At 71.7% G+C, this 26,856-nt stretch carries 26 protein-coding genes and 4 pseudogenes; 20 read left to right on the forward strand and 10 right to left on the reverse strand.

Going from position 1 to position 26,856, the window contains the following annotated elements:
* The first annotated feature begins 176 nt into the window (after positions 1-176).
* The 3 genes from ACIRJP_RS12760 to ACIRJP_RS12770 all read left to right on the forward strand — a co-directional run bounded on the left by ACIRJP_RS12760 (position 177) and on the right by ACIRJP_RS12770 (position 3,089).
* Positions 177-1,082, forward strand: a complete 906-nt coding sequence (locus ACIRJP_RS12760) for a hypothetical protein (protein WP_404172298.1) — start codon at positions 177-179, stop codon at positions 1,080-1,082.
* A complete protein-coding gene (mycP, locus tag ACIRJP_RS12765; protein ID WP_404171972.1) occupies positions 1,079-2,275 on the forward strand; it encodes a type VII secretion-associated serine protease mycosin in 1,197 nt (398 codons plus the stop codon). The genes ACIRJP_RS12760 and mycP overlap by 4 nt, the downstream gene beginning before the upstream one ends.
* Positions 2,276-2,360: 85 nt before the next feature.
* Complete coding sequence (locus ACIRJP_RS12770) at positions 2,361-3,089, forward strand: SseB family protein (protein WP_404171975.1); 729 nt, start codon at positions 2,361-2,363, stop codon at positions 3,087-3,089.
* Between the two features lie 81 nt (positions 3,090-3,170).
* Here the strand turns inward: ACIRJP_RS12770 and ACIRJP_RS12775 are convergent, their stop codons facing one another.
* Positions 3,171-3,533, reverse strand: a complete 363-nt coding sequence (locus tag ACIRJP_RS12775; protein ID WP_351252451.1) for a DUF1844 domain-containing protein — start codon at positions 3,531-3,533, stop codon at positions 3,171-3,173.
* Between the two features lie 342 nt (positions 3,534-3,875).
* On the opposite strand from ACIRJP_RS12775, the gene infC reads away from it, so the two are divergent.
* The 9 genes and pseudogenes from infC to ACIRJP_RS12820 all read left to right on the forward strand — a co-directional run.
* Positions 3,876-4,574, forward strand: coding sequence for a translation initiation factor IF-3 (gene infC / locus ACIRJP_RS12780; protein ID WP_404171978.1), 699 nt, complete (start codon positions 3,876-3,878; stop codon positions 4,572-4,574).
* 121 nt (positions 4,575-4,695) lie between these two features.
* A complete protein-coding gene (rpmI, locus tag ACIRJP_RS12785; protein ID WP_072484441.1) occupies positions 4,696-4,890 on the forward strand; it encodes a 50S ribosomal protein L35 in 195 nt (64 codons plus the stop codon).
* 113 nt (positions 4,891-5,003) lie between these two features.
* Complete coding sequence (gene rplT, locus ACIRJP_RS12790) at positions 5,004-5,387, forward strand: 50S ribosomal protein L20 (RefSeq protein WP_072484442.1); 384 nt, start codon at positions 5,004-5,006, stop codon at positions 5,385-5,387.
* A 121-nt stretch (positions 5,388-5,508) separates the two neighbouring features.
* A complete protein-coding gene (locus ACIRJP_RS12795; protein ID WP_404171982.1) occupies positions 5,509-6,339 on the forward strand; it encodes a TrmH family RNA methyltransferase in 831 nt (276 codons plus the stop codon).
* Between the two features lie 89 nt (positions 6,340-6,428).
* Complete coding sequence (locus ACIRJP_RS12800; protein WP_404171985.1) at positions 6,429-7,589, forward strand: ATP-binding protein; 1,161 nt, start codon at positions 6,429-6,431, stop codon at positions 7,587-7,589.
* Between the two features lie 147 nt (positions 7,590-7,736).
* The gene (pheS, locus tag ACIRJP_RS12805) at positions 7,737-8,864 is read left to right on the forward strand and encodes a phenylalanine--tRNA ligase subunit alpha (RefSeq protein WP_404171989.1); all 1,128 of its coding nucleotides are present in this window, start codon (positions 7,737-7,739) and stop codon (positions 8,862-8,864) included.
* Positions 8,864-11,374 (forward strand): phenylalanine--tRNA ligase subunit beta, encoded by a 2,511-nt coding sequence (gene pheT / locus ACIRJP_RS12810; protein ID WP_404171992.1) that lies wholly within the window; start codon positions 8,864-8,866, stop codon positions 11,372-11,374. The genes pheS and pheT overlap by 1 nt, the downstream gene beginning before the upstream one ends.
* 424 nt (positions 11,375-11,798) lie before the next feature.
* A pseudogene (locus ACIRJP_RS12815) lies at positions 11,799-13,147 on the forward strand (transcriptional regulator).
* 101 nt (positions 13,148-13,248) lie between these two features.
* Positions 13,249-13,586, forward strand: a pseudogene (locus tag ACIRJP_RS12820) (NUDIX hydrolase); the annotation flags it as partial.
* Positions 13,587-13,692: 106 nt separating this feature from the next.
* Here the strand turns inward: ACIRJP_RS12820 and ACIRJP_RS12825 are convergent.
* Positions 13,693-14,553 (reverse strand): 3-hydroxybutyryl-CoA dehydrogenase, encoded by an 861-nt coding sequence (locus ACIRJP_RS12825; protein ID WP_404171995.1) that lies wholly within the window; start codon positions 14,551-14,553, stop codon positions 13,693-13,695.
* A 198-nt stretch (positions 14,554-14,751) separates the two neighbouring features.
* Here ACIRJP_RS12825 and ACIRJP_RS12830 point away from each other — a divergent pair, with 198 nt between their 5' ends.
* A complete protein-coding gene (locus ACIRJP_RS12830) occupies positions 14,752-16,029 on the forward strand; it encodes a glycoside hydrolase family 10 protein (RefSeq protein WP_404171998.1) in 1,278 nt (425 codons plus the stop codon).
* Between the two features lie 118 nt (positions 16,030-16,147).
* On the opposite strand, the gene ACIRJP_RS12835 is transcribed toward ACIRJP_RS12830, so the two are convergent.
* Positions 16,148-16,348: a DUF1918 domain-containing protein gene (locus ACIRJP_RS12835; protein ID WP_351252444.1), complete on the reverse strand. Its 201-nt coding sequence runs from the start codon at positions 16,346-16,348 to the stop codon at positions 16,148-16,150.
* Positions 16,349-16,459: 111 nt separating this feature from the next.
* Positions 16,460-16,684: pseudogene (locus tag ACIRJP_RS12840) on the reverse strand (EamA family transporter); the annotation flags it as partial.
* An 8-nt stretch (positions 16,685-16,692) separates the two neighbouring features.
* Here ACIRJP_RS12840 and ACIRJP_RS12845 point away from each other — a divergent pair.
* Positions 16,693-16,895, forward strand: a pseudogene (locus tag ACIRJP_RS12845) (PLP-dependent aminotransferase family protein); the annotation flags it as partial.
* A gap of 146 nt (positions 16,896-17,041) precedes the next feature.
* Positions 17,042-17,617, forward strand: a complete 576-nt coding sequence (locus ACIRJP_RS12850) for a histidine phosphatase family protein (RefSeq protein WP_404172001.1) — start codon at positions 17,042-17,044, stop codon at positions 17,615-17,617.
* A gap of 279 nt (positions 17,618-17,896) precedes the next feature.
* Here ACIRJP_RS12850 and ACIRJP_RS12855 read toward each other — a convergent pair whose 3' ends face one another.
* The 4 genes from ACIRJP_RS12855 to ACIRJP_RS12870 all read right to left on the reverse strand — a co-directional run bounded on the left by ACIRJP_RS12855 (position 17,897) and on the right by ACIRJP_RS12870 (position 20,281).
* A complete protein-coding gene (locus tag ACIRJP_RS12855) occupies positions 17,897-18,640 on the reverse strand; it encodes a Clp protease N-terminal domain-containing protein (RefSeq protein ID WP_404172004.1) in 744 nt (247 codons plus the stop codon).
* Positions 18,641-18,671: 31 nt separating this feature from the next.
* Positions 18,672-19,229: a hypothetical protein gene (locus ACIRJP_RS12860; protein WP_404172007.1), complete on the reverse strand. Its 558-nt coding sequence runs from the start codon at positions 19,227-19,229 to the stop codon at positions 18,672-18,674.
* Positions 19,230-19,339: 110 nt separating this feature from the next.
* A complete protein-coding gene (locus ACIRJP_RS12865; RefSeq protein WP_404172010.1) occupies positions 19,340-19,837 on the reverse strand; it encodes a peptidylprolyl isomerase in 498 nt (165 codons plus the stop codon).
* Positions 19,838-19,936: 99 nt separating this feature from the next.
* Positions 19,937-20,281, reverse strand: coding sequence for a hypothetical protein (locus tag ACIRJP_RS12870; protein WP_404172013.1), 345 nt, complete (start codon positions 20,279-20,281; stop codon positions 19,937-19,939).
* A 115-nt stretch (positions 20,282-20,396) separates the two neighbouring features.
* Here ACIRJP_RS12870 and argC point away from each other — a divergent pair, with 115 nt between their 5' ends.
* The 5 genes from argC to ACIRJP_RS12895 are packed head-to-tail and all read left to right on the forward strand — an operon-like array spanning position 20,397 to position 25,227.
* Complete coding sequence (gene argC / locus ACIRJP_RS12875) at positions 20,397-21,425, forward strand: N-acetyl-gamma-glutamyl-phosphate reductase (protein WP_404172016.1); 1,029 nt, start codon at positions 20,397-20,399, stop codon at positions 21,423-21,425.
* Positions 21,422-22,576, forward strand: a complete 1,155-nt coding sequence (argJ, locus tag ACIRJP_RS12880) for a bifunctional glutamate N-acetyltransferase/amino-acid acetyltransferase ArgJ (protein WP_404172019.1) — start codon at positions 21,422-21,424, stop codon at positions 22,574-22,576. Before argC ends, argJ begins: the two co-directional genes overlap by 4 nt.
* A complete protein-coding gene (argB, locus tag ACIRJP_RS12885) occupies positions 22,573-23,487 on the forward strand; it encodes an acetylglutamate kinase (RefSeq protein WP_404172022.1) in 915 nt (304 codons plus the stop codon). Before argJ ends, argB begins: the two co-directional genes overlap by 4 nt.
* Positions 23,484-24,680 (forward strand): acetylornithine transaminase, encoded by a 1,197-nt coding sequence (locus tag ACIRJP_RS12890; RefSeq protein ID WP_404172025.1) that lies wholly within the window; start codon positions 23,484-23,486, stop codon positions 24,678-24,680. Before argB ends, ACIRJP_RS12890 begins: the two co-directional genes overlap by 4 nt.
* Positions 24,681-24,690: 10 nt before the next feature.
* The gene (locus ACIRJP_RS12895) at positions 24,691-25,227 is read left to right on the forward strand and encodes an arginine repressor (protein ID WP_266735980.1); all 537 of its coding nucleotides are present in this window, start codon (positions 24,691-24,693) and stop codon (positions 25,225-25,227) included.
* A gap of 24 nt (positions 25,228-25,251) precedes the next feature.
* Here the strand turns inward: ACIRJP_RS12895 and ACIRJP_RS12900 are convergent, their stop codons facing one another.
* Entirely contained in the window at positions 25,252-25,953 is a 702-nt protein-coding gene (locus ACIRJP_RS12900; RefSeq protein WP_404172028.1) for a L,D-transpeptidase, read from the reverse strand.
* A 55-nt stretch (positions 25,954-26,008) separates the two neighbouring features.
* Complete coding sequence (locus tag ACIRJP_RS12905) at positions 26,009-26,608, reverse strand: pyridoxamine 5'-phosphate oxidase family protein (protein ID WP_404172031.1); 600 nt, start codon at positions 26,606-26,608, stop codon at positions 26,009-26,011.
* Positions 26,609-26,856 lie beyond the last annotated feature (248 nt).

Raw genomic sequence — 26,856 nt, forward strand, 5'->3', positions numbered from 1 at the left:
CTGAGCCCGCGGCCGCCGTCCCGCCCGTGGAGACGACGGCCCGGCTGAGGCCGGTGCCGCCGGCCCCCGCGCCCGACGTGCCCGCGACCGTCCCGCCCGTCGCGGCCCCTCCCGCCACCGCTCCGCCGCGCCCCGAGCAGCCGCCCACCGCGACCCGTCGGCGGCCCGTCGGTGCCGTGGACCTCACTCCGCGCCCGGGAGCGGTTCCGTCACCGGGCGGCCCGGCCCCCGCCTTCCCGCACGCCTATCGACAGCCGCAGCCGTACCGCGTTCCCCCTCCCGAGACACCCGCCGAGACCACCACCCGGCTGCGCCCGATCCGTACCCGGCACCCCGCCAGGACCGCGGCCGCGGCGGCCTGCGTGGTGCTCGGGCTCGGACTGATCGGCGGCGCGGCCACCGGCGCCTGGCTCACCAGCGACTCCTCGGCCGACGCCGCCGCCCACAGCGCCTACACCGTGGGCCGCTCCGCCTGGCACAACGTCCCCGTGGACACCCTCTTCCCCCGCACCCTGACCGGTGACGGAGCGGGCCCCGGCGGCGCCGACCGGGTCTGGACCCGGATCGCCGTCGCCCCGGACAGCGGCTGCCGCCAGGCCCTGGACCCGCTGCTGGCCCGGACTCTCGGCCCGGTCGGCTGCGCGCGTATGCTCCGTGCCACCTACACCGACGCCACCGCCAGCAGCGTGACCACGGTCGGGGTGGTCTTCACCGAGGGCGACGAAGCGGCGATGAAGGCGCTGAGCGCCCGCTTCGCCGACCAGCATCTCGGCCGGCGCACGGACCTGATGCCCCGCACCTACCCCGTCAAGGGCACCGTCGCCGCCGGATTCGGCGACCGGCAGCGCGCCAGCTGGACCGTCCACGTACTGACCGAGGTGCCCGTCGTCGTGTTCTCCGTGTCCGGCTTCGCCGACGGGCGCACCGTCGCCGACCCGCAGCCCGTCGACAGCGCCATGGCCGCGGACGCCACGATGGCCGCCGCCCAGGCCGGGCTCGGCCACGAGGCCAAGGGCGTCGCCGACCGGATCGAGCGTGGTCTGCGCAGGACCGTCACCGACCTCACGGAGAAACCGGAATGAGCCGCCGCACCCGCCGCCACCGCGCCCTGGGCGCGGTCTGCGCCGCCACCGCGTTCGCGCTCCTGCCCGCCGTGCCGGCCAGGGCCGATGCCATCAGGGACCAGCAGTGGGGTCTCCAGGCGCTCCACACCGACCAGGCGTGGCGGACCACGAAAGGCAAGGGAATCACCGTCGCCGTCGTCGACACCGGGGTCGACGGCAACCTGCCCGATCTGTCCGGCCAAGTACTGCCCGGCAAGGACATGATCGGCTTCGGCGCGGGCCGAGGTGACCGCTCCTGGGCCCGCCACGGCACCGCGATGGCAGGCATCATCGCAGGTCACGGCCATGGGACGGGGCGCAGCGACGGCGTGCTCGGCATCGCGCCCGAGGTGAAGATCCTCCCGGTCCGGGTGATCCTCGAAGCCTCCGACCCGGCCCGCGCCAAGGCCCGGAAGTCACGCGGCACGGCCCTCGCCGACGGCATCCGCTGGGCCGCCGACCACGGCGCCGACGTCATCAACCTCTCGCTCGGCGACGACAGCAAGTCCGCGCACCCCGACCCGGGCGAGGACGCCGCCATCCAGTACGCGCTGAAGAAGGGGGCCGTCGTCGTGGCCTCCGCGGGCAACGGCGGCGAGAAGGGCGACCACATCTCGTACCCCGCCGCCTACCCCGGCGTGATCGCGGTCGCCGCCGTCGACCGGTACGGCACCCACGCCGCGTTCTCCACCCGCCGCTGGTACGCCACCGTCAGCGCACCAGGCGTCGACATCGTCGTCGCCGCGCCCGACGGGCAGTACTACGTGGAGTGGGGGACCTCGGCCGCCTCCGCGTTCGTCTCCGGCGCCGTCGCGCTGGTCCGCGCCGCGCACCCGGGGCTGACGCCCGCCCAGATCAAGAAGCTCCTCGCGGACACGGCCCGCAGCGCCCCGGCGTCCGGCCGGGACGACGCCCGGGGGTACGGCATCGTCGACCCCGCCGCGGCGATCGAGGCCGGCGCCGCGGTCCGCCCCACCGGACTGCACGCCGAATCCACCGAGACCGGTTACCGGAAGCGATACTTCGGCTCCGGTCCCACCCCCGAGCAGCACGAGAACGGCGCCGCGGGCTGGCTCGCGGCGGGCGCGGGCGGTCTGGGAGCAGTCCTGCTGGCCCTGGCCGTGGTGCTCTGGCGCGGCAGGGGCCGGGGCTTCGTCACCGTACGGGGCTGAGCGCCCCGCACCCGTGCCCGTACGGACGGGGCGGCGGTACGGACCTGTCGGCAGGGGGGCACGGCCCAGGGACTAGGCTCGCCCCGTGGCGCAGAAGAACATTCCGGACCCCGGATACTCCGACGACGACGGCACGGCCGACCCGGCACTGGCAGCGGCCCTGGCGGCCTGGGCCGAGGACCGCAAGGCCGTCGGCCCGGTACTCGAAGCCCTCAAGGGCGCCCGGCTCCTCGTCCCGGTCGTCGCCGTGCTGGGGCAAGTGGAAGAAGACGAGAACGGGCTGCGTCGCGAGAAGACCAGCGACATGGCCGTCCCCACCCTCCAGGCCGGGGACCGGCGGGCCCTGCCCGCCTTCACCTCGACCGACACGCTGGCCCGCTGGGATCCGCAGGCACGCCCCGTCGCCGTACCCCTGCACCAGGCGCTGCAGGCCGCCGCGCACGAGAAGGCGGACACGGTCGTCCTCGATCTCGCCGGCCCGGTCGCGTTCGAGCTGACCGGCTCCGCGCTGCTCGCCCTCGCCGAGGGCCGCACCAGCGCCGACCCGCTCGACGACCCCGCCGTCACCTCGGCGGTGCGCGACGCGGTCGCCGGCGAGCCCTCGGTGCTCCGCGCCCACCTCGGGCCCGGCCGGGCCGACGGCACCCTCGCCCTGGTCCTCGCGCCCGGCACCGACCCCGCCGAAGCGGCCCGCCGGGTCGCGGAAGTGCTGGCGGCCGACGAGGTCCTGCGCGCCCGCCTGGTGCGTGGCCTGGACCTGGCGCTGCTGCCGGCCGACGCCGTCGCACCGGGCGAGCCGCTCTTCACGCGCTGACCGCGCCGCAACGCGATCGAGTCCCCTGCCCACCCGGGCAGGGGACTCGATCGCGTCGAAGGAGCAGAAACGGGGAGGGGCTCAGCCGAAGACGGGGCCGGTGTACTTCTCGCCGGGGCCCTGACCGGGCTCGTCCGGCACGAGCGACGCCTCGCGGAACGCGAGCTGCAGCGACTTCAGGCCGTCCCGCAGCGGGGCCGCGTGGAAGGAGCTGATCTCGGTGGTGCTGGCGTCCAGCAGCCCGGCCAGCGCGTGCACCAGCTTGCGGGCCTCGTCGAGGTCCTTGTGCTCGTCGCCGTCCTCGGTCAGCCCGAGCTTCACGGCGGCGGCGCTCATCAGATTGACCGCGACCGTCACGATCACCTCGACCGCTGGCACCTCCGCGATGTCGCGGGTCATGTCGTCGAAGCCGGGGGAATCACTGGTGGGGGTCGCGTCACTCATGCGCCATACGATAGGCCCACGCAGCTGCCGCCCCGTCCGCGGGAGCACCGGGCGAGAGCCGGTTAGCGTCCGCCCGGGGGAGCTGCTAACCTTGTGTAACGACCGGCTGGGCAGCTATGTGCCCGGCCCACAAGTGGAGGCTCCGATCTCCCACCTGACCGTCCTTCGGGACGGCGGGTCATCCGGTCAGGCGGTGACCATCGTTCCGTACGGACGATGGGGCCGCCCGATGCGCCCCGCGGTTGACCGCGGTGGTTCCGGTTGTTCCAGGAGCCCCGCCTGTGTCCCGTCCGGGGCATTTTTATTGCACTGGTGCGGTTGGTCTCACGAAACAGACGTTACGTGGCTGTCCGCCAGGCGGCCGCGTGGTGCTACCGAGGAGGATCCATCAGCGCCGAGCCCCGCATCAACGACCGGATTCGCGTTCCCGAGGTGCGACTTGTCGGTCCCAGCGGCGAGCAGGTCGGGATTGTTCCGCTTGCCAAGGCCCTGGAACTCGCACAGGAGTACGACCTCGACCTGGTCGAGGTGGCGGCGACCGCCCGTCCGCCCGTGTGCAAGCTCATGGACTACGGGAAGTTCAAGTACGAGTCGGCCATGAAGGCCCGTGAGGCGCGCAAGAACCAGGCGCACACGGTCATCAAGGAGATGAAGCTCCGGCCGAAGATCGACCCGCACGACTATGACACCAAGAAGGGTCACGTCGTCCGGTTCCTCAAGCAGGGCGACAAGGTCAAGATCACGATCATGTTCCGTGGTCGTGAGCAGTCCCGCCCCGAGCTGGGCTTCCGACTGCTCCAGCGTCTGGCTTCGGACGTGGAGGAACTCGGCTTCATCGAGTCCAACCCGAAGCAGGACGGCCGGAACATGATCATGGTTCTGGGCCCGCACAAGAAGAAGACCGAAGCCATGGCCGAGGCCCGCGAGGCCCAGGCCGCCCGCAAGGCGGGGCGTCAGGGTTCCACCCCCGACGCCGAGGCCGCGGGTGAGGCTGCCGAAGCGCAGCCCGAGGCTCCGGCCGACACACCTTCCGAGGCCTGACCTCAGGGGGCCGCCATCCAGGCGGCCCCGGGTCTCCCCGGAATTCCCACCAAGATCTGACGCCCCTGCTGCCCGGTGCCCGCACCGCGAGGGGCGCCACTGACGAGGAGAGAACGGCGCGATGCCGAAGAACAAGACGCACAGCGGTGCCAGCAAGCGCTTCAAGATCACCGGCTCCGGCAAGGTGCTCCGTGAGCGCGCAGGCAAGCGCCACCTTCTTGAGCACAAGTCGTCCAAGAAGACCCGCTCGCTGACCGGCACGGTCGTAGTGGCTCCGTCCGACGCCAAGAAGATCAAGAAGCTTCTCGGCAAGTGAGTCCGCGGCCCGCGGCGAATCCGCGGGCGGCGCATTCGAGACCGGGACCAATTCGTTTCCGGGCTGGGTGAGTCGACACCACGAACACCAGCCCCGCTACAAGGAGTTAAAAAGTGGCACGCGTCAAGCGGGCAGTAAACGCTCACAAGAAGCGCCGGGCAATCCTCGAGCAGGCCAGCGGCTACCGCGGTCAGCGCTCCCGCCTGTACCGCAAGGCGAAGGAGCAGGTCACCCACTCCCTCGTCTACAACTACAACGACCGCAAGAAGCGCAAGGGCGACTTCCGTCAGCTGTGGATCCAGCGCATCAACGCCGCTGCCCGCCAGAACGGCATGACGTACAACCGCCTCATCCAGGGTCTGAAGGCCGCCAACATCGAGGTGGACCGCAAGATCCTGGCCGAGCTCGCGGTCAACGACAGCAACGCGTTCGCCGCCCTCGTCGAGGTTGCCCAGAAGGCCCTCCCGAGCGACGTCAACGCCCCGAAGGCCGCCTGATCCAGGTCGCACTGTCTTCCGTTCCGGACCCGCAGGCGCATGCCGTCTGCGGGTCCGGTGCGTTGCACGACGCATTCCGTACGTCCGCCACCTCCGTACGCAGAGAGGCTCGCCGCCGACCATGGGCACCCCCGAACTGATCTCCCCGCGATCGCCGCGCGTCACCGCCGCCCGGCGGCTGGCCAAGCGCAACTTCCGCGGCAAGGAGCGCAGGTTCATCGCCGAGGGGCCGCAGGCCGTGCGCGAGGCCGCCGAGCACCGCGGCAGCGACGGCGAGCCGACCCTGATCGAGCTGTTCGCCACCGTCGAGGCGGCCGAGCGGTACGCCGACATCGTCTCCGCCGCCCACGCGGCCGGCGCCCGGGTGCACCTCGCCGACGGCGACGTGCTCGCCGACGTCTCGCAGACCGTCACCCCGCAGGGCCTGATCGGCGTCTGCCGCTTCCTCGATTCCCCGTTCGACGCGATCCTCGCCGCGAAGCCGAAACTGGTCGCCGTCCTCGCCCACGTACGCGACCCCGGGAACGCCGGGACGGTGCTGCGCTGCGCCGACGCGGCGGGCGCCGACGCCGTCGTGCTCACCGACGCCTCGGTGGACCTGTACAACCCCAAGTCCGTCCGGGCCTCGGTCGGTTCGCTCTTCCATCTGCCGGTCGCCGTCGGCGTCCCGGTCGAGCAGGCCGTGCAGGGGCTGCGGGCGGCGGGCGTACGGATCCTCGCCGCCGACGGCGCGGGCGACGACGACCTGGACGACGAGCTCGACGCGGGCACCATGGGCGGGCCGACCGCCTGGGTCTTCGGCAACGAGGCCTGGGGCCTGCCGGAGGAGACCCGGGCCCTGGCCGACGCGGTCGTGCGGGTGCCCATCCACGGCAAGGCGGAGAGCCTCAACCTGGCGACGGCGGCGGCCGTGTGCCTGTACGCCTCCGCGAGGGCCCAGCGCCCGCGGTGACAACGCAGGGTGTCGCCGCGTCACCGACGACTAGTAGGGTGGCGAACTCGGGGGCCCACTGCACCGGTTCGAGAGGTGGGGTACGGGATATGGCTGTCGGCATGAGCACGCCGCGCGAGACACATGCCGCCGTCGTGCGCGCCGAATCCGCCGACGCGGCGGACGACGCGGCCGAGAGCCTTGAGCCCCCGGCCGTCGGCCCGGGGATCGATCCCGACGACCTGCCCGACGGCCTGGTCGTCGCCGACGGGACCGGCCGGATCATCTGCTTCAACGCCGCGGCCGCCCGGATCACCGCGATGCCCCGCGCCGCCGCCCTCGGCCGCTCTCTGGAGCACGTACTGCCGCTGGAGGACCTCAAGGGCCGCCGCTGGTGGGCCCTGACCGACCCGTACGGGGGCCTCGCCACCCGGGTCGGCCAGCCCGAACGGAATCTGCTGCTGCCCGGCGGCCGGGAGGTCCTGGTCTCCGCCCGCTACGTGCGCGAGCACCCGACCGGACCGGTGCGCCGGGTGGTGGTCTCGCTGCGCGGCACCGAGGCCCGCCGCCGCAACGAACGCAGCCACGCCGAGCTGATCGCCACGGTCGCCCATGAGCTGCGCTCCCCGCTGACCTCGGTCAAGGGCTTCACCGCGACCCTCCTCGCCAAGTGGGAGCGGTTCACCGACGACCAGAAGCGGCTGATGCTGGAGACGGTCGACGCCGACGCGGGCCGCGTCACCCGGCTCATCGCCGAACTGCTCGACATCTCCCGGATCGACTCCGGACGCCTGGAGCTGCGGCGCCAGCCGGTGGACCTCTCCCTCGCCGTCGAACGCCACGTCCAGGCCCTCACCGCGACCGGCCAGAACCCCGACCGCTTCCTCGTCCGCACCTGCCAGCCGCTGCCCGCGGTCTGGGCCGACCCGGACAAGGTCGACCAGGTGCTCGGCAACCTGCTGGAAAACGCGGTGCGCCACGGCGAGGGAACCGTCAGCATTGAAGTCGCACCCGCACCCGCGAAGAGCGACGAGAAGGGAACGGCGGTCACCGTGAGCGACGAAGGCCCCGGCATCCCCGAGGAGTCGATGGGCCGTGTCTTCACCCGCTTCTGGCGGGGGAGCAAGCGCGGCGGCACGGGCCTGGGCCTCTACATCGTCAAGGGCATCGTCGAGGCGCACGGCGGCACGATCACGGTCGGCCGCGGCCCCGGCGGCGGCGCGGAATTCCGATTTATCCTGCCCGTGAGCACGCCGGCCTACCTGGTCTGAGCGGGCCCACGGGCCTCCCACACATCCTGTGGCCCGTAGACTCGACCTTTGGCACCTTTGCGTCCTCCAGTCGTCGATCGGGGCCATGGGGGTCCGGGGCCTTTCCCCGGTAAGCGCAGTATCAGCCAATCGGAAGCACGGGAAGAGATGTCGGCACCGAACAAGTCGTACGACCCAGTCGAGGTCGAGGCACTGAAACCGGAAGAGATCGAGCGCATGCGGGACGAGGCGTTCGCCGCCTTCGCCGCCGCCGGTGACCTCGACGCGCTCGCCCAGGCGAAGACCGCGCACACCGGGGGTACCTCCCCGCTGTCGCTCGCCAACCGCGAGATCGGCGCACTGCCGCCGCAGGCCAAGGCCGAGGCGGGCAAGCGCGTGGGCCAGGCCCGCGGCGCCGTCTCCAAGGCCCTCGCCGCCCGTCAGGCGGAGCTGGAGGCCGAGCGGGACGCCCGCGTGCTGGTCGAGGAGGCGGTGGACGTCACGCTGCCCTACGACCGCACCCCGGCCGGCGCCCGCCACCCGCTGACGACCATCATGGAGCGCGTCGCGGACGTCTTCGTGGCCATGGGCTACGAGGTCGCCGAGGGCCCCGAGGTCGAGGCGGAGTGGTTCAACTTCGACGCCCTGAACTTCGTGCCCGACCACCCGGCCCGGCAGATGCAGGACACCTTCTTCGTCCAGGGCCCCGACGGCGCCAGGAACGACGAGTCCGGGGTCGTGCTGCGAACCCACACCTCGCCGGTCCAGGCCCGCTCCCTGCTCGACCGGGAACCGCCGGTCTACGTCGTCTGCCCCGGCCGCGTCTACCGCACCGACGAGCTCGACGCGACGCACACCCCGGTCTTCCACCAGATCGAGCTGCTGGCCGTCGACGAGGGCCTCACCATGGCCGACCTCAAGGGCACCCTCGACCACATGGTCCAGGCGCTCTTCGGCCCGGACATGAAGACCCGGCTGCGGCCCAACTTCTTCCCGTTCACCGAGCCGTCCGCCGAGATGGACATGGTCTGCTTCGTCTGCCGCGGCGCGTCCGTCGGCAACCCTGACCGCCCCTGCCGCACCTGCGGCAGCGAGGGCTGGATCGAGCTCGGCGGCTGCGGCATGGTCAACCCCAAGGTGCTCATCGCCTGCGGCGTCGACCCCCAGAAGTACAGCGGATTCGCCTTCGGGTTCGGCATCGAACGGATGCTGATGTTCCGCCACAACGTAGAAGACATGCGAGACATGGTCGAGGGTGACGTCCGGTTCACCCGGCCGTTCGGGATGGAGATCTGATGCGCGTCCCGCTTTCCTGGCTGCGGGAGTACGTCGACCTGCCGGCGACGGAGACCGGCCGTGACGTACAGGCCAAGCTCGTCGCCGTGGGTCTGGAGGTCGAGACCGTCGAGCAGATCGGCGCCGGCCTCAAGGGCCCGCTGGTCGTCGGACAGGTACTGACCATCGAGGAGCTGGAGGGCTTCAAGAAGCCCATCCGCTTCTGCACGGTCGACGTCGGCAGCGCCAACGGCACCGGCGAGCCGCAGGAGATCGTCTGCGGCGCCCGTAACTTCTCCGTCGGCGACAAGGTCGTCGTGGTCCTCCCGGGCGCCGTGCTGCCCGGTGACTTCGCGATCGCCGCCCGCAAGACGTATGGCAAGACCTCGCACGGCATGATCTGCTCCACCGACGAGCTCGGCATGGGCGACGACGGCACACACGGCATCATCGTGCTGCCGCCGGAGCACGAGGTGGGCACCGACGCGATCGAGCTGCTCCAGCTCGTCGACGAGGTCCTGGACATCGCCGTCACGCCGGACCGCGGCTACTGCCTCTCCATGCGCGGCGTCGCCCGCGAGACCGCCATCGCGTACGGGCTGCCGCTGCGCGACCCGGCGCTGCTGGACGTGCCCGCGCCGAACGCGTACGGCTACCCGGTCAAGGTCGCCGACCCGATCGGCTGCGACAAGTTCACCGCGCGCACCGTGGTCGGCCTCCAGCCCGAGGCCCGCTCCCCGATCTGGCTGCAGCGCCGCCTGCAGAAGGCCGGGATGCGTCCGATCTCGCTCGCCGTCGACATCACCAACTACGTGATGCTGGAACTCGGCCAGCCGCTGCACGCCTACGACCGCACCCGCGTCGACGGGCCGATCGGGGTGCGCCGCGCCCAGCAGGGCGAGAAGCTCACCACCCTCGACGGCACGGTCCGCGTCCTGGACGCCGAGGACCTGGTCATCACGGACAACCGCGGGCCGATCGGCCTCGCGGGCGTCATGGGCGGTGCCAACACCGAGATCGCGGACGTCGACGGCGAGCACCACAGCGCCGAGGTCGTCATCGAGGCCGCGCACTTCGACGCGATCTCGATCGCCCGGACCGCGCGCCGCCACAAGCTGTCCTCCGAGGCGTCCAAGCGCTTCGAGCGCGGATCCGACCCGCAGGCCGCCGCGGCCGCCGCACAGCGCACCGTCGACCTGCTGGTGCTGCTCGCCGGCGGCACCGCCGAGGCCGGGGTCACCGAGATCAGCGCACCCTCGGCGCCCCGCACCATCGCGATGCCCGCGAATCACCCCGACAAGGTGGCCGGTGTCGAGTACGGCCGCGAGACCGTCGTGCGCCGCCTCCAGGAGGTCGGCTGCGACGTCTACGGGCAGGACGAGCTGATCGTCACCGTGCCGTCGTGGCGCCCCGACCTCAGCGAGCCGAACGACCTCGCCGAAGAGGTCATCCGCCTGGAGGGCTACGAGAACCTCCCGTCCACCCTCCCGACCCCGCCGTCCGGCCGCGGGCTCACCGACCGCCAGCGGCTGTACCGCAGGGTCGGCCGGGCGCTCGCCGGAGCCGGCTACGTCGAGGCGCTGAACTACCCGTTCATCGGTGAGGCGGCGCTCGACCAGCTCGGGCTCGACGCCGAGGACGCCCGCCGGCGCACCGTCAAGCTCGTCAACCCGCTCTCCGACGAGGAGCCGGCGCTGCGCACCACGCTGCTGCCGGGCCTGCTCGGCGCACTGCGGCGCAACGACGGCCGCGGCAGCCACGACCTCGCGCTCTTCGAGACCGGCCTGGTCTTCCGGCCCACCGGCACGGAGACCAAGGCAGTCCGGCTGCCCGTCGACCACCGTCCCACCGCCGAGGAGATCGCCGGGCTCGACGCCTCGCTGCCGCGTCAGCCGCGCCGCGCCGCGGTCGTCCTCGCGGGCGCCCGTGAGCAGGCCGGCTGGTGGGGCAAGGGCCGCCCGGCCGACTGGGCGGACGCCATCGAGGCCGCCCGCACCATCGCCCACGAGGCCGGTGTCGAGGTGACCGTGCGCAGTGACCGGCACGCGCCGTGGCACCCGGGCCGCTGCGCCGCGCTGTACGTCACGGTGAACGGTGAGGAGACCCTGTTCGGTCACGCCGGTGAGCTGCACCCGAGGGTCGTCAAGGACCTCCACCTGCCCGAGCGGACCTGCGCCATGGAGGTCGAGCTCGACGTCCTGGAGCAGGCCGTCGACGGCGTGCTCCAGGCACCGCGGATCTCCACCTTCCCGGTGGCGACCCAGGACGTCGCGCTGATCGTCGCGGAGAACGTCCCGGCCGCCGACGTGGAGCGGGCGCTGCACGAGGGCGCGGGCGAACTACTCGAATCGGTGCGGCTGTTCGACGTCTTCACCGGTGAGCAGATCGGTGCGGGCCGCAAGTCGCTCGCGTACGCGCTGCGCTTCCGCGCGGCGGACCGCACGCTGACCGTGGACGAGGCCTCGGCCGCGCGCGACGCGGCGGTGGCCCTGGCCGCCGAGCGGACGGGCGCGGTGCTGCGCGGCGCGTAGCGTTTCCGCGCACAGACGGCGAGGAGGGGCACATCCGGTGACCGGATGTGCCCCTCCTGCCGTGCTCGCCGAACGGCGTGGACCGCACGCGGGCCCCGGCACGGCCCGGGGGAACCCGGCTCCGAGCCGATCCCGCAGCCACCCTCCGATCCGTGGGCAGTGGGCCGTGCGGTCCGGCGCCGTCCGCGCTGCCACGGAGTGTCGGGCAGGTCGGCAGGGCGGACGGCGCGGTTGCGGGTCGTCGTACTGTACGAGGGGGAGCAGACGACCCGTCCGCCTCTTGCGAGACGACTGATTCAACCCATCCGCGCACCGGCGCAACAGGGTGCGCAGCGGGACGGTTCGGGCATTGCGTTCACACCCCGTGTGAATCGTGCTCCACTGGTGCGACACGCCTCGGCGTGCCGAACCACCGGAGGGGCACATGGGGGCAACGGAGCCCAACATTCTGCTGGCTGCCCTGATCGAGGAGGCGGGCGTCTCCCGGGCGGGTCTCGCCGCGCACATCAACCGGGCCGGCCGCCCGAGCGGACTGTGCCTGCGCTACGAACACACCGCGGTGGCCCGCTGGCTGAAGGGTCAGCGCCCGCGCGGCCGGGTGCCCGACCTGATCTGCGAAGTGCTCGGCGAGCGGCTGAGCAGGCCCGTCTTGCTGGACGACATCGGCATGGCGGCCCCGGGGACCGGCTCGCCCGTGCCCGGCTCCCCGCTCACCGGCTTCGTCGAGCGGGCCACCGCGCTGTGGCGCTGCGACGAGGCGCAGCGCGCGCAGGCCCTCGACCCCGCCGCCGTCACGGGCACCACGGCGGTGATGCCGGTCTGGGAGTGGGAGAACCCGCCGGAGGACACCGACGTCTCGCGCGAGGGGCCGACCCGGGTCTCCATGGCCGACATAGAGACCCTGCGTGCGGCCCGCACCCACTACGAACTGATGTACCGCCGGGCAGGCGGAATCGCGACCCGTTCCCGCATCGTCGGCTTCCTCAACGCCGAGACCGCCCCGCTGCTGCGCGGCGGCTACAGCGACGCGATGGGCCGCCGGCTGTACCGGGCGGCGGGCGGCCTGGTGGCGGTCGCGGGGATCTGCGCGTACGACTCGGACGCGCACGGGCTCGCCCAGCGCTACTTCCACCAGGCGCTGCGGCTGGCCAAGGCGAGCGGGGACCGGGGGCTCGGCGGCTATGTGATCGCCCTGCTGGTCAACCAGTCGCTCCACCTCGCCGACTACCGGCAGTCCGTGGCCTTCGCGCAGGCGGCGCTGCGGGCCGCCACCGGGCACATCAGCCCGGCGCTCGCCGCCGACCTGTACGCGATGCAGGCCAAGGCGTACGCCCGGCTCGGCGACGCGAGCGGGGCCCGGGAGTGCATCCGGCGGGCCGAGTCGGAGGCCGGGCGCATCCGGCCGGGCCAGGAACCGGACGAGACGGGGTACGTCCAGCCGGGCCTGGTCGATGTGCAGGTGGCCGAGGCGCTGCTCGGCATCGGCGATCTGCCGGCCGCCCGGGAGCACGCGGCCGAGGCGGTGCGGATCCCGGCGCACGACCGGGGGCGGGTGCACCGGCTGGCCATGCTGACCCATATCGAGCTGCGCCAGAGCGAGGCGGACCGGGCGGCGGCCACCGCCGTGGAGATGGCGGAGCAGGCCGCGGGCATGGAGTCGCGGCGGCTGCGCGACCGGCTGCGCGCCGTGCGCGAGACCTGGTCGCGAGCGGCTGCGCCGACGCGGGGCGGGCCGCCGAACTGATCGAGGGGGCGTTGCGCGTACCGCTGTGAGCGCGGTGGTTCGGCTCGTACTTCGCGGAGACCGGTACGTTCCGTTCCGATGCCGTTCCTGCTGCGATGTTGCCACCTACTTGCCAAAAGGTGGCAGAACCGTGCAATGGACGAACCTGAACGAACAAACCGTGTATGAAGATCGCTGGTTCCGGGTCGATCCGGCAGACGAGGTCGTCCCTGACGGCAGCCATCTCGACCACATCGCGGCGGCCGCCGCCCGCAGGATGGAGGAGGAGACCGGCTGGCGCCCCGGGCCGCTGCGCCCGCTGCTGACCGTGGAACCGTCGAAAACGGCCTCACCGACGCCCGGCACCACCTCTACTGGTCCGAGAAGGCCTGCTGGACCGGCCCGCCCAGCGACGCCTTCGAGTCCTCGCGCCGCGAGTGGATACAGCTGGTGCCCGACATGATCGCCCGAGGCGACATCCCGGCCGCCGGTTACGGCTGGGGTGAGGCGCCGCACGGAGGCGCGGCCACGCACAACCGCGTACGCGGCCGGCCGGGGATCGCCCGGACCGGCCCCGTACGGGCACGACGAAGGATCAGGAGTACGGGTAGAAGCCGGAGCCCGTCTTGCGGCCGAGCCTGCCCGCGTCCACCATGCGCTGGAGCAGCGGAGGAGCGGCGTACAGCGGCTCCTTGAACTCGGCGTACATCGAGTCGGCGACCGAGGCCACCGTGTCGAGACCGATCAGATCGGCGAGCTTGAGCGGGCCCATGGGGTGGGCGCAGCCGAGCTCCATGCCGTTGTCGATGTCCTCACGGCTGGCGATCCCCGACTCGAACATCCGGATCGCGGAGAGCAGGTACGGGATCAGCAGCGCGTTGACCACGAAGCCGGAGCGGTCCTGGGCGCGGATCGGGTGCTTGCCGAGCACGTCCTGCACCAGGGCCTCGGAGCGCTTCACCGTCTCGTCGGACGTGGTCAGCGCCGGGATCAGCTCGACGAGCTTCTGCACCGGGGCCGGGTTGAAGAAGTGGATGCCGATGACCTGGTCCGGGCGGGAGGTCGCCACGGCCAGCTTCACCAGCGGGATGGAGGAGGTGTTCGAGGCGAGGATCGCGTCCTGCCGGGTCACCACCTGGTCGAGCACCTGGAAGATCTCGGTCTTGACCTGCTCGTTCTCCACGACGGCCTCGATGACGAGGTCGCGGTCGGCGAACTCGCCGAGGTCCGTGGTGAAGCTCAGCCGGGCGAGCGTCTCGTCGCGCTCCTCGGCTGTGATCTTGCCGCGCTCGGCGGCCTTCGAGAGGGAGTTGTGCAGCCGGGTGCGGCCGATCTCCAACGCCTCTCCGGTGGTCTCGGCCACCATGACCTCAAGACCGCTGCGCGCGCACACCTCCGCGATACCCGCGCCCATCTGGCCACAGCCCACCACTCCGACGCGTGCAATGTCGGCCATAGAGTCCGTCACCTCGTGCCTTTCGCTGTTCTGCGTGTCGCAGGTTCCCGTCTGATTCCGGTGCCCGCCCCGACGCCACGACGTTACTCCGCGGCCTACGGGTCATCGTGGGCCGGGGCGGGCATGCTCTGCGTTACGCCTGATTACAGGGGCGACAGACGATGGCGACGATGACAGAGAGACGGCAGGTGCAGCTTTATGCGGCAAATGGCCCGAAGAAGCTTTGTTGCGGGGGCGGCCGGGGTGGTTGCGGGGATGGTGAGCACCGTCCCCATGGCCGGTGACGCCTTCGCGGATCCGCCCCGGCGGACCGGAGCGCCGGAGCGCTACGGCCGCGGGCATGCCGCCCGGCGCGAGCTGCGCGGCATGTGGGTCGCCACCGTCGCCAATCTCGACTGGCCCTCGAAGCCCGGCCTGACGGCGGCCGCGCAGCAGGCCGAACTGACCGCGTACCTGGACGAGGCCGTCGAGCGGCGGCTGAACACCGTCATCCTCCAGGTCCGGCCGACCGCCGACGCGCTGTGGCCCTCGCCGTACGAGCCGTGGGCCCAGTACCTCACCGGCGTCCAGGGCAAGGACCCCGGCTGGGACCCGCTGGGCACCGCCGTCCGCGAGGCGCACAGCCGAGGCCTGGAACTGCACGCCTGGTTCAACCCGTACCGGGTCGCCAACCACACCGACCCGTCCCGGCTGGCTGCCAACCACCCGGCCCGGCTGCACCCCGACTGGGTCCTGCCCTACGGCGGGAAGCTCTACTACAACCCGGGGATTCCGGAGGTCCGCCGCTTCGTCCAGGACGCGATGCTCGACGCGGTCCGCCGCTACGACATCGACGCCGTGCACTGGGACGACTACTTCTATCCGTACCCAGTGGCCGGGCAGGTCTTCGACGACGACGCCACGTACGCCAAGTACGGCGCGGGCTTCCCGGACAAGGCCGCCTGGCGGCGCGGCAACACCGACAAGCTGGTGCGCGAGACCGCCGAGCGGATCAAGAAGATCAAGAAGAACGTCCAGTTCGGGATCAGCCCGTTCGGGGTGTGGCGCAACGCCGCGACCGATCCGCTCGGCTCCGACACCAGGGCGGGGGTGCAGACCTACGACGATCTGTACGCCGACACCCGCGGCTGGGTCCGGAAGGGCTGGATCGACTACATCTGCCCGCAGGTCTACTGGAACATCGGCTTCGCCGCCGCCGACTACGCCAAACTGGTGCCCTGGTGGAGCGAGGTGGTACGCGGCACGGAAGTCGACCTGTTCGTGGGGGAGGCGCTCTACAAGGCCGGTGACCCCGCCCAGCCCGCCGCCTGGCAGGACCCGGCCGAACTGTCCCGGCACATCGACTTCGCCGCCGGGTACGACCAGGTGCGCGGTCACGTCTACTTCTCCGGGAAGGACGTGGTCGTGGACCGGATCGGGGGCATGGACCGGGTGGTCGCCGACCACTACCGCAACAGGGCGCGCCCACCCCGCTGACCGAAGGGCGGAGTGGACGCGATGGGTGATCGGGGCGGGCCGCCCGGGAACGGGCCGGCCCGCCCCCGGCCCGGTGGCGAAGAGCAGTGCCGAACGCCGGAGGCCGCTACGGAGTCTCCTAGGGCTGCTTCCGGGTTTCGGTGTGCTGTACGACGCTGTCGGGACCGGGTGAAACCAGGTGTTCGTGTCCGTCCTCGAAGCGGACGCGGTACGGGGGAGTGCCCCCGGCCCCGAGCACTTCGACGATCTCTGCGACCTTGTCGTGCTGCCCCACGGTCCTGCCGTGTATCAGCAGCCGGTCGCCCGTGTGTGCCTCCATCGGGACTGACCTCCTCACGGGTGGCGGTCCATGTCGACAAGTCTATGGCCGAAAGCCGACTTCGCCCGGTGGGGGAGTACGGACAGTTCACCGCCGGGGAGTACGGACCGCTCACCGCGGCCGCCGGTCACGCACCGCCCGCTGGGGGCCGCGAGGCAGACGCACCGCGACCGCGGCCACCGGCGCAGCCGCCGGGACCGTCTTGCCGAGCAGGAGGAACGACCACAGCAGGGTCGGCAGGGGCTGCCCCAGCTGGAGCCGGCCGGCCCGCGGCACCCCGATCTCCGCCGTCCCGCGGTACCAGACGTACAGGCCGAGGAAGGTCGAAACGACTGCCGGACTAGTCCGCGGTGGTCTCGGCGGCCGTGCGCGCGGGCGTCGCCATCGCGCCCGGCCGCCCGTACTTCTGGGCCGAACCTCCGTACCCGCAGATCCGGCTGAGCCTCTCCGCGGCTGTCGGGGAGTCCGAGATCGCCGGGGGGTCCGTCGGCTGCGCACCGCCTACGGCGAAGTTCTGACCGGTTCCGGGGGCGGTCGCCGGCCCTGACCGGGGCGGCCCGCGCGCCCCTTGAGAAGGATGGTTCCAGCCAATCGGGGACGGGTGCTGCGGGATCCGCCTCGCCCCGGGCCGGGTCGGACGGACTTGTGGAGGCCCTCTTGACCGGAAGAGTGTTCGGATCCACGATCGCCGCCATGACTTCCAGAGTCTCGTTGGTCGCCGCGGCGCGCAGCTCCACCCTGCTTGCCGAGCGCTTCGACGACGACCGGCCGCTCGACCACACCGGTCTGTACGAGATACAGCTCGCCGCGCCCGCCCTCATGCCGCTGGGCGCCGCCGAGCTGCGCTACTGCTCGCCGACGCCGCGCAGCCGCGCCACCGGCGACGCACTCGGCTTCGCCCCGCTCGTCCAGCCGGCCCTGCGCGACTGCGACATGGGCCGCTGGCGGGGCTGCACCCTCGCCGATGTCACGGCGTGCGAACCCGCGGCGGTCGACGCCTGGCTCGCGGATCCGCGCTCAGCCCCGCACGGCGGCGAACCGCTGCTCGCGTTCATCTCGCGGATAGGAGGCTGGCTGGACACCCGCCCCGCATGCGACGGCGCCATCGTCGCCGTCGCCGAACCGGCGGTCGTCCGGGCCGCGCTCGTGTACGCGCTCAAGGCCCCGCCGTCGACGTACTGGAACGTGGATGTCGGGCCGCTCTCCACGGTCACTCTCACCGGAATGCCGGGCCGCTGGAGCCTCAGGCTCGAAGCGGGAGTCCGCTGACCGCCCGCCGAGACGGCCGGCAATCCGCGGTCCGCGCCCCCTCCAGCGACGGGAGGCCCAGGCCGACAGGAGCGGGAGTCCCTGGTCAGCGGGACCGGAGTCCCTGGTCGACGTACGGTCCACGAGCGGGGGGCCACCCGCTCCGCGCGCCATTTCCGCGGCAGCGGGGGCGCCATGGCCTCGCCGCCCGGATCGCCGCGTACCGGCCGGAATTCGCCGCGACCGGCGCGGGGAGGCCGCGCACCGGCCGCCGTCACACGACGGCCGGCGCCGCCCCGCTCAGTCGTTCTCCTCCGGGGTGGTGAGCAGGGTGAGGGCCTCGGCGATGGCGGCCTCGGCGGCCGCCTTGTCGATGCCGAGACCTGTCAGCACTCCCGCACCGTCCTCCTGTTCCAGCAGCGCGAGCAGGATGTGCTCGGTGCCGATGTAGTTGTGGCCCATCCGAAGGGCCTCCCGGAACGTCAGTTCCAGCGCCTTGCGGGCCCCGGCGTCGTACGGGATCAACTCCGGCAGCTCGCCGGCCGCGGCCGGCGGCAGCGCCTCGGTGGCGGCCCGGCGGACGTCCTCCAGGGAAATGCCCTGGGCCTTGACGAACGCAGCGGCCAGTCCTTCCGGCTCGCTGAGCAGCCCCAGGGCCAGGTGCGCGGTGCCCACCTCGTCGTTGTGTGCCGTACGGGCCTCGTTCTGCGCGGCCATCACGACGTTCTTGGCCCGTGGGGTGAAGCGGCTGAACCCCTGACTGGGGTCGAGATCCGACACCTCGCCGGGGTCCTTGGCCACGAACCGCTTCTGGGCGGCCTGCCTGGTCACCCCCATGCTCTTGCCGATGTCGGTCCAGGAGGCGCCGGAGCGCCGGGCCTGGTCCACGAAATGGCCGATCAGATGGTCGGCCACGTCACCGAGGTGGTCCGCGGCGATCACCGCGTCCGAGAGCTGGTCGAGGGCGTCGGTGTGAACCTTCTTGATGGCCTCGATCAGGTCGTCGAGGCGCACGGGATGCGTCGGGCGTACGGGATTCACCATGTGTCAACCTTAGGTTGACAGTCCTGAGGTGTCAACTGTCGGTTGACAGTGAGGTCGGTGAGGGTGATGCGCCACGGAATCGGCGGGGCGCCACGGACCGGTTGCAGAAGGCGCATGCGTCCCAGTACGCCGGCGCGCACAGCACGCGGTGCCGTACGCATGAGGCCATGGCGGCCTCCTCCGGGCCGGGGAAGGGGAACCTGCCGCCCTGCGGTTCGGCGTCGGCGGGGTCGAACGCCTCGACCATCTCCCGGTACTGCCGCAGATATCCTTCGGCGAAGGGCGGCTCGTAACCCAGCTCGTCCCACCGGTGTCCGCGCAGCGTCAGATCGATCACTCGAAGGATGAAGTCCTTCGCGGCGGCCCGCTCGTCGGCAAAGCCGCCCCAGTCGATCTCCTCCAGGTCGAATCCGGCCATCCCGCGCCCCACGGCGCCCTGGTCCTGGAGGGTCAGCAGGGTGGCGAAGCGGTACTCCCAGACGCTCTCGGCGAGATCGGACACAGCCAGCACGAGCACGTCGACGAAGGCGTCCGTGCCTCCGTTGGACATGGACAGGCTGCGGCCGCCGCCGTGGAATGTGTTCCCCATCCCGGCACCGTACCGAGGGGCCGGCCGGCGTCCGGGCGCCGGTACGACGGAGCGCGCCGCCCGGCGGGACTGCCGGGCGGCGCGCTCGATTCAGCGGTTGTGGACGCGGGTCAGAGGACGCCGCTGTCCGCGATGGTGATCTTCGCCTGCGGGCGGCCGCTCTGCGTGCCGAGGGCCTCGATCTTCTTGACCAGGTCCATGCCGGCCTCGTCGTCGACCTCGCCGAACACCACGTGCTTGCCGTCCAGCCACGACGTCACGATCGTCGTGATGAAGAACTGCGAGCCGTTGGAGTCGGGGCCGCTGTTGGCCATGGACAGCTGGCCCGGCTTGGTGTGCTTCAGCTTGAAGTTCTCGTCCGGGAACTTGGCGCCGTAGATGCTCTTGCCGCCGGTGCCGTTGCCCGCGGTGAAGTCGCCGCCCTGGAGCATGAAGTCGGGGATGATGCGGTGGAACGAGGACCCCTTGTAACCGAAGCCCTTCTCACCGGTCGCCAGCGCGCGGAAGTTCTCCGCCGTCTTGGGAACGATGTCGTCGAACAGCTTGAACGTGATCCGCCCGGCGGGCTCGTCGTTGATGGTGATGTCGAAGTAAACCTTGCTCGTCATGGAACCATCCTGACATCGACGCCTCCGGCATCGACGGGCGGGCACGGTCACAGTGCGGCGCGATGGGCGGCGCCGGGGCTCACCGGACCCGTGGCGGCTTCAGCGGGTGCGTCGCAGACGGGCGCCGATCTGCAGGAACGCGGGAACGAGCGGGGGCACGGGGACGGCCGGGGACATCACCTGGGATCCGTAGTGGACGATGACGGTCTCCAGCCCGGGGGAGACGAAGAAGCGCTGGCCGTGGATGCCGCTGGCCATGAAGGATCCGTAGGGGTCGTTCAGGATCCACCAGTAGTCGTGGGACAAGAGCGTGGCGGGGGCGCTGGGCGGGGCGGCGGGGAAGCGGACGCGCCCGGCGTAGCTCTCCGGGGCGTCGGGGATGGCGGCGATCACCGCGGCGGGCACGATCTGGCGGTCCCCGACGGCGCCCCCGCAGCGGATCATCTCTTCTAAGGCGACGGAGCACACTGACAGCGTGGCCGGTGTAGAGGGGCCGGGCGAAAGCTTTGCATAAAAGTGCAGGACTGCGTATAGTCATGCCATCGACGAGGAGGTTTCGATGGTGGTACGTGCCGCAGTGGCAGGGGCGAGCGGATACGCCGGTGGGGAGCTGCTCCGTCTCCTGCTGGTTCACCCCCAGGTCGAGATCGGGGCGCTCACCGCCAACTCCAACGCGGGGCAGAAGCTCGGCGCGCTCCAACCGCATCTGCGCCCGCTCGCCGACCGGGTCCTCCAGCCGACCACCCCCGAGGTCCTCGCCGGGCACGACGTCGTCTTCCTCGCCCTCCCGCACGGGCAGTCGGCCGCCGTCGCCGGGCAGCTCGGCGACGAGGTGCTGGTCGTCGACATGGGGGCCGACTTCCGGCTCAAGGACGCGGTGGACTGGGAGAAGTTCTACGGTTCCCCGCACGCCGGCACCTGGCCCTACGGCCTGCCCGAACTGCCGGGCGGGCGTGCCGCGCTCGCCGGTTCCAAGCGGATCGCGGTGCCCGGCTGCTACCCGACCGCCGTATCGCTCGCGCTCTTCCCGGCGTACGCGGCCCAGCTGGCCGAGCCCGAGGCCGTGATCGTCGCCGCGTCCGGCACCTCCGGAGCGGGCAAGGCGGCCAAGCCGCATCTGCTCGGCTCCGAGGTGATGGGCAACATGTCCCCCTACGGCGTCGGCGGCGCCCACCGGCACACCCCCGAGATGATCCAGAACCTCAGCGCGGCGGCCGGTGAACCGGTCACGGTCTCCTTCACGCCGACCCTGGCGCCGATGCCCCGCGGCATCCTCGCCACCTGCAGCGCGAAGGCCAGGCCCGGGGTGAGTGCCGGGTCCGTCCGTGACGTGTACGAGAAGGCGTTCGCCGACGAGCCCTTCGTCGAGCTGCTCCCCGAGGGGCAGTGGCCCGCCACGGCGTCCGTCTACGGTTCCAACGCCGTACAGATCCAGGTCGCCCTCGACGAGGCGGCCGGCCGGATCATCGTGATCAGCGCCATCGACAACCTCGCCAAGGGCACCGCCGGCGGTGCCCTGCAGAGCATGAACATCGCCCTCGGACTTCCCGAGGACACAGGTCTTTCCACGATCGGAGTCGCACCGTGAGCGTCACGGCAGCACAGGGGTTCTCCGCGGCGGGCATCGCCGCGGGAATCAAGGAGAGCGGTAACCCCGACCTGGCCCTCGTGGTCAACCACGGTCCGCGTCGCGCCGCCGCGGGCGTCTTCACCTCCAACCGTGTCAAGGCCGCCCCCGTCCTCTGGTCGGAGCAGGTGCTCAAGGGTGGCGAGGTCACCGCCGTCGTCCTCAACTCCGGTGGTGCCAACGCCTGTACGGGCCCCAAGGGCTTCCAGGACACCCACGCCACCGCCGAGAAGGCCGCCGAGGTGCTCACCGGCCACAACGCCGGTGAGATCGCGGTCGCCTCGACCGGACTGATCGGCATGCTGCTCCCGATGGACAAGCTGCTGCCCGGCATCGAGCAGGCCGCCGCCGCCCTCAGCGAGCACGGCGGCGAGAAGGCCGCCATCGCGATCAAGACCACCGACACCGTCCACAAGACCGCCGTCGCGGGCGGCGAGGGCTGGACCGTCGGCGGCATGGCCAAGGGTGCGGGCATGCTCGCCCCGGGCCTCGCCACCATGCTGGTCGTCCTCACCACCGACGCCGACGTGGACGCCGCCGGGCTCGACTCCGCGCTGCGCGCCGCCACCCGCACCACCTTCGACCGGGTCGACTCCGACGGCTGCATGTCGACCAACGACACCGTGTTGCTGCTGGCCTCCGGGGCGAGCGGAATCACCCCGGGGCAGGGCGAGTTCGCCGAGGCCGTACGGACCGTCTGCGCGGACCTGGCCCGCCAGCTCATCGGTGACGCCGAGGGCGCCTCCAAGGACATCCGGATCGAGGTGATCAACGCCGCGACCGAGGACGACGCCGTCGAGGTGGGCCGCTCCATCGCCCGTAACAACCTCCTCAAGTGCGCCATCCACGGGGAGGACCCCAACTGGGGCCGGGTGCTCTCCGCGATCGGCACGACGAAGGCCGCCTTCGAGCCCGACCAGCTGAACGTCGCCATCAACGGCGTCTGGGTCTGCAAGAACGGCGGCGTCGGCGAGGACCGCGACCTGGTCGACATGCGCTACCGGGAGGTCAAGATCACCGCCGACCTCGCCGCCGGCACCGAGTCCGCCGTCATCTGGGCCAACGACCTCACCGCGGACTACGTCCACGAGAACAGCGCGTACAGCTCATGAGCGCGGCGCGGAAACACACCGCACTCCCGAAGGCGCAGATCCTCATCGAGGCACTGCCCTGGCTGACCCGGCACAACGGCAAGACCGTCGTCATCAAGTTCGGCGGCAACGCCATGATCGACGACGAGCTGAAGGCGGCCTTCGCCCAGGACGTGGTCTTCCTGCGCCAGGCCGGCCTCAAGCCCGTCGTCGTGCACGGCGGCGGCCCGCAGATCAGCGCCCAGCTCGACAGGCAGGGCCTGGTCAGCGAGTTCAAGGCGGGGCTGCGTGTCACCACGCCCGAGGCGATGGACGTCGTACGGATGGTGCTGGCCGGCCAGGTGCAGCGCGAACTCGTCGGCCTGCTCAACCAGCACGGCCCGCTCGCCGTCGGCATGACCGGCGAGGACGCCCACACCATCACCGCCGTCCAGCACCGGCCCACCATCGACGGCGAGAGCGTGGACATCGGCCGCGTCGGCGAGATCACCGCCATCGACACCGGGGCGATCCAGGCGCTGCTGGACGACGGCCGGATCCCGGTCATCTCCTCCATCGCCCGCTCCGCCGACGACAACCACGTCTACAACGTCAACGCCGACACCGCCGCCGCGGCGCTCGCCGCCGCGCTGAACGCCGAGACGCTGATGGTCCTCACCGACGTCGAGGGCCTCTACGAGGACTGGCCCAACAGCGACGACGTGATCAGCCGGCTCACCGCGGCCGAGCTGGAGAAGCTGCTGCCGGAACTCTCCAGCGGCATGGTGCCGAAGATGCAGGGCTGCCTGCACGCCGTGCGCAACGGCGTCGAGACCGCCCGGGTCATCGACGGCCGGGTCCAGCACTCGATTCTGCTGGAGATCTTCACCGACGAAGGAATCGGCACGATGGTCGTGCCCGACGCACGGCCGGACGCGCAGGGGGAGTCATGAGCAACCAGGAACTCGCACAGCGCTGGAGCCACGCGCTGATGGACAACTACGGGACCCCGAAGCTGTCCCTGGTCCGCGGCGAAGGTGCCCGGGTGTGGGACGCCGACGGCACCGAGTACCTCGACTTCGTCGGCGGTATCGCGGTGAACGCACTGGGGCACGCACACCCGGCCGTCGTCGGGGCCGTCTCCACCCAGATCGCCTCCCTCGGCCATGTCTCCAACCTCTTCATCGCCGAGCCGCCCGTCCGTCTCGCCGAACGGCTGCTCCAGCTCTTCGGCCGGAGCGGCCGTGTCTACTTCGCCAACTCGGGCGCCGAGGCCAACGAGGCGGCCTTCAAGATCGGCCGGCTGACCGGGCGGACCCACATGGTCGCCACCGACGGCGGCTTCCACGGCCGGACCATGGGCGCGCTCGCACTGACCGGCCAGCCCGCCAAGCGCGACCCGTTCCTCCCGCTGCCCGGTGACGTCACGCACGTCCCGTACGGCGACGCGGAGGCCCTGCGTGCCGCCGTCACCACCGACACCGCGCTGGTGATCATCGAGCCGATCCAGGGCGAGAACGGTGTGGTCGTACCGCCCGCCGGGTATCTGGAGGCCGCCCGGGAGATCACCCGCGCCACCGGCACCCTGCTGGTGCTCGACGAGGTGCAGACCGGCATCGGCCGCTGCGGCCAGTGGTTCGAGCACCAGGCCCACCAGGGCATCGAGCCCGATGTCGTCACCCTCGCCAAGGGTCTGGGCGGCGGGCTGCCGATCGGCGCGACCGTGGCCTTCGGCCCGGCCGCCGAGCTGCTGAAGCCGGGCCAGCACGGTACGACGTTCGGCGGCAACCCGATCGCCTGCGCCGCCGGTCTCGCCGTCCTGGACACCCTGGCCGCCGACGGCGCCCTGGACCGGGTGAAGCGGCTCGGCGAGAAGATCCGGGACGGAGTGGAGGGCCTCGGCCACCCGCTGGTGTCCCACGTAAGGGGCTCCGGACTGCTGCTGGGTATCGTGCTCACCGAGCCGCTCGCGCCCCAGGTGCAGCAGGCGGCTCAGAGTGCCGGAATCCTGGTGAACGTACCCGCCCCCGATGTCCTGCGGCTCATGCCGCCGCTGATCATCGGCGACGCGGAAGTGGACGCGTTGCTCCAGGCGCTGCCCGGCGCTCTCGACGCGGCACAAGGGGACGGACGATCCGGAGAATGAGGCGACGACGATGACCGAGGCGCAGGAATCCGAGTACGGCGGGCCGTCCGTGCCGCAGACCCGCACCGCACGCCACCGCCGGATCGTGGACATCCTGAACCGGCAGCCGGTGCGCTCGCAGAGCCAGCTGGCCAAGCTCCTCGCCGACGACGGGCTGAGCGTCACCCAGGCGACGCTCTCCCGCGATCTGGACGAGCTCGGCGCGGTGAAGATCCGAAACACCGGCGGCGAGCTGATCTACGCGGTGCCGAGCGAGGGCGGATTCCGCACCCCGCAGGCGCCGTTGGGCGGGTCCGCGAAGGAGGAGCGGATGCGGCGGCTCTCCGCCGAACTGCTCATCTCCGCGGAGGCGTCGGCCAACCTCGTGGTGCTGCGCACCCCGCCGGGCGCGGCACAGTTCCTCGCCTCGGCCATCGACCAGGCCGAACTGCACGACATCCTCGGCACCATCGCGGGTGACGACACCCTGATGCTGATCAGCCGCGACCCGTCGGGCGGCCAGGCGCTCGCCGACCATCTGCTGCGACTGGCGCAGAACGAGCGCTGAGCGCACCGGTGTTGCCGGGCCGTGTCAGTAGCGGGTGATCGCGGTCGGGCCCGAGATGGTCCCGATCGCGATGTGCGGACGGCGGGCCGGGTTCACCCAGTCGAGGATCCGGTCCATCGCGGCCGCCGGCACGGAGACGCAACCGGCGGTCGCGCCACGCCCGTTGACGTGGAGGAAGATCCCCGCGCCGCGACCCCGTACCGGCCGTTCGTAGTTGAAACCGATGACGAGCGCGCGGGCGTACTGCGTCGGGTACGCGATCAGATGCTCCGCCTCGCCTGCCCGGCAGTCCGCGGGCCGTGGCTCCACCCAGCGGTTGTAGTCCCGCGCCGCGTTGTCCTGGCACCACCACGACCGTTCGACGACCCGGCGGTAGGGATGGACGGTGCCGGGCGGTGCGGGCTTGATGCCGAAGGCGTACGGCAGGTCGTACAGGCCGGTGGGGGTGGTGTTCGTGCCCTGCTTGCGCGACGCCCCCTCGGCCAGGCCCTTCGCGCCGAATCGGGCCGGAGTGGAGCCGCCCTTCACCCAGGTGCCCCGGCGCAGGTTCCACCAGGTGACAGTGCCCGTGGTGGAGCCCGTGGCCGGGGCCTCGGCCGTGATCAGCTGGGTGCCGCCGCCGGTGTCGGCCATCCGGTGCGGGAGCGGGGGCGTGGCGGCCGGCCGGGCCGCGACGGAGCCCGCCAGCGCGAGCAGTACCGAGAAGGTCACCAGGGATCTGCGCATGCCCGGACGGTAGACCCTCCGGCCGGGCGCCACCCGCGGATCTGCTCCGTACGGCTCAATCGCGCCGCGCCGGCGGCATGGCAGGCAGCGGGAGCGGCAGCCCCGGGAGCCCGTCGATGCTCGACGCGATGTGCTCCTTCTTCTCGAAGTAGGCGCTGAGCGAGGCGTCGTCCTCGCGGGCGAAGCGCTTGGCGTGCAGTGGCCGGTCCTCGTCGTACGACATGAACGGCACCGCGTAGCCGCAGGTGTCCCGGATCAGTTCGGCCCGCACCACGATGACGGCGCGCAGCCCGTGGAGGCTGGCGTCCACGTCCGGGAAGTGGGTGAGCAGTGTGCCGAACCGGGGATCGTCCCGGAAGACCGGCTCACCGCGGCCGTGCACCCGCACGATGTTCGGCGGCCCCTGGAAGGCGCACCACATCAGCGTTATGCGGCCGTTCTCGCGGAGGTGGGCGACGGTCTCGGCATTGCTGCCCGCGAAGTCCAGATAGGCCAGTGTCAGCTCGTCGATCACGGCGAACGAACCGCTGACGCCCTTGGGGGAGAGGTTGACCGTGCCCTCCCCGTCCAGGGGCGCCGTAGCCGTGAAAAAGATGTGCTGCTCCTCGATGAAGGTCCTGAGCCGTCCATCGATGCGTTCATATGTCTTTCCCATGGCTGTCATTCTCGTCGCCGACTCCGTTGCCGATGAGGTGATTTGGACTCGCACGACGCACTGGCGCCCACGCGGGCCGGTGAGGCGGCGCATATCTTTGACAAACCATACAGTGGTCTGCATAGTTATACCTATCACTCGGGCGGCGCGACGGCGAAGCGTGACCTCGCCCGACCCCCCGTAGTTACGTCACCGCCTCTTCGGCCCTCCGCGCGGGGAGGCGGTCGCACACCCATCACCCGGTTCTT

Source organism: Streptomyces sp. NPDC102437, assembly GCF_044765565.1.
Lineage (GTDB): Bacteria > Actinomycetota > Actinomycetes > Streptomycetales > Streptomycetaceae > Streptomyces.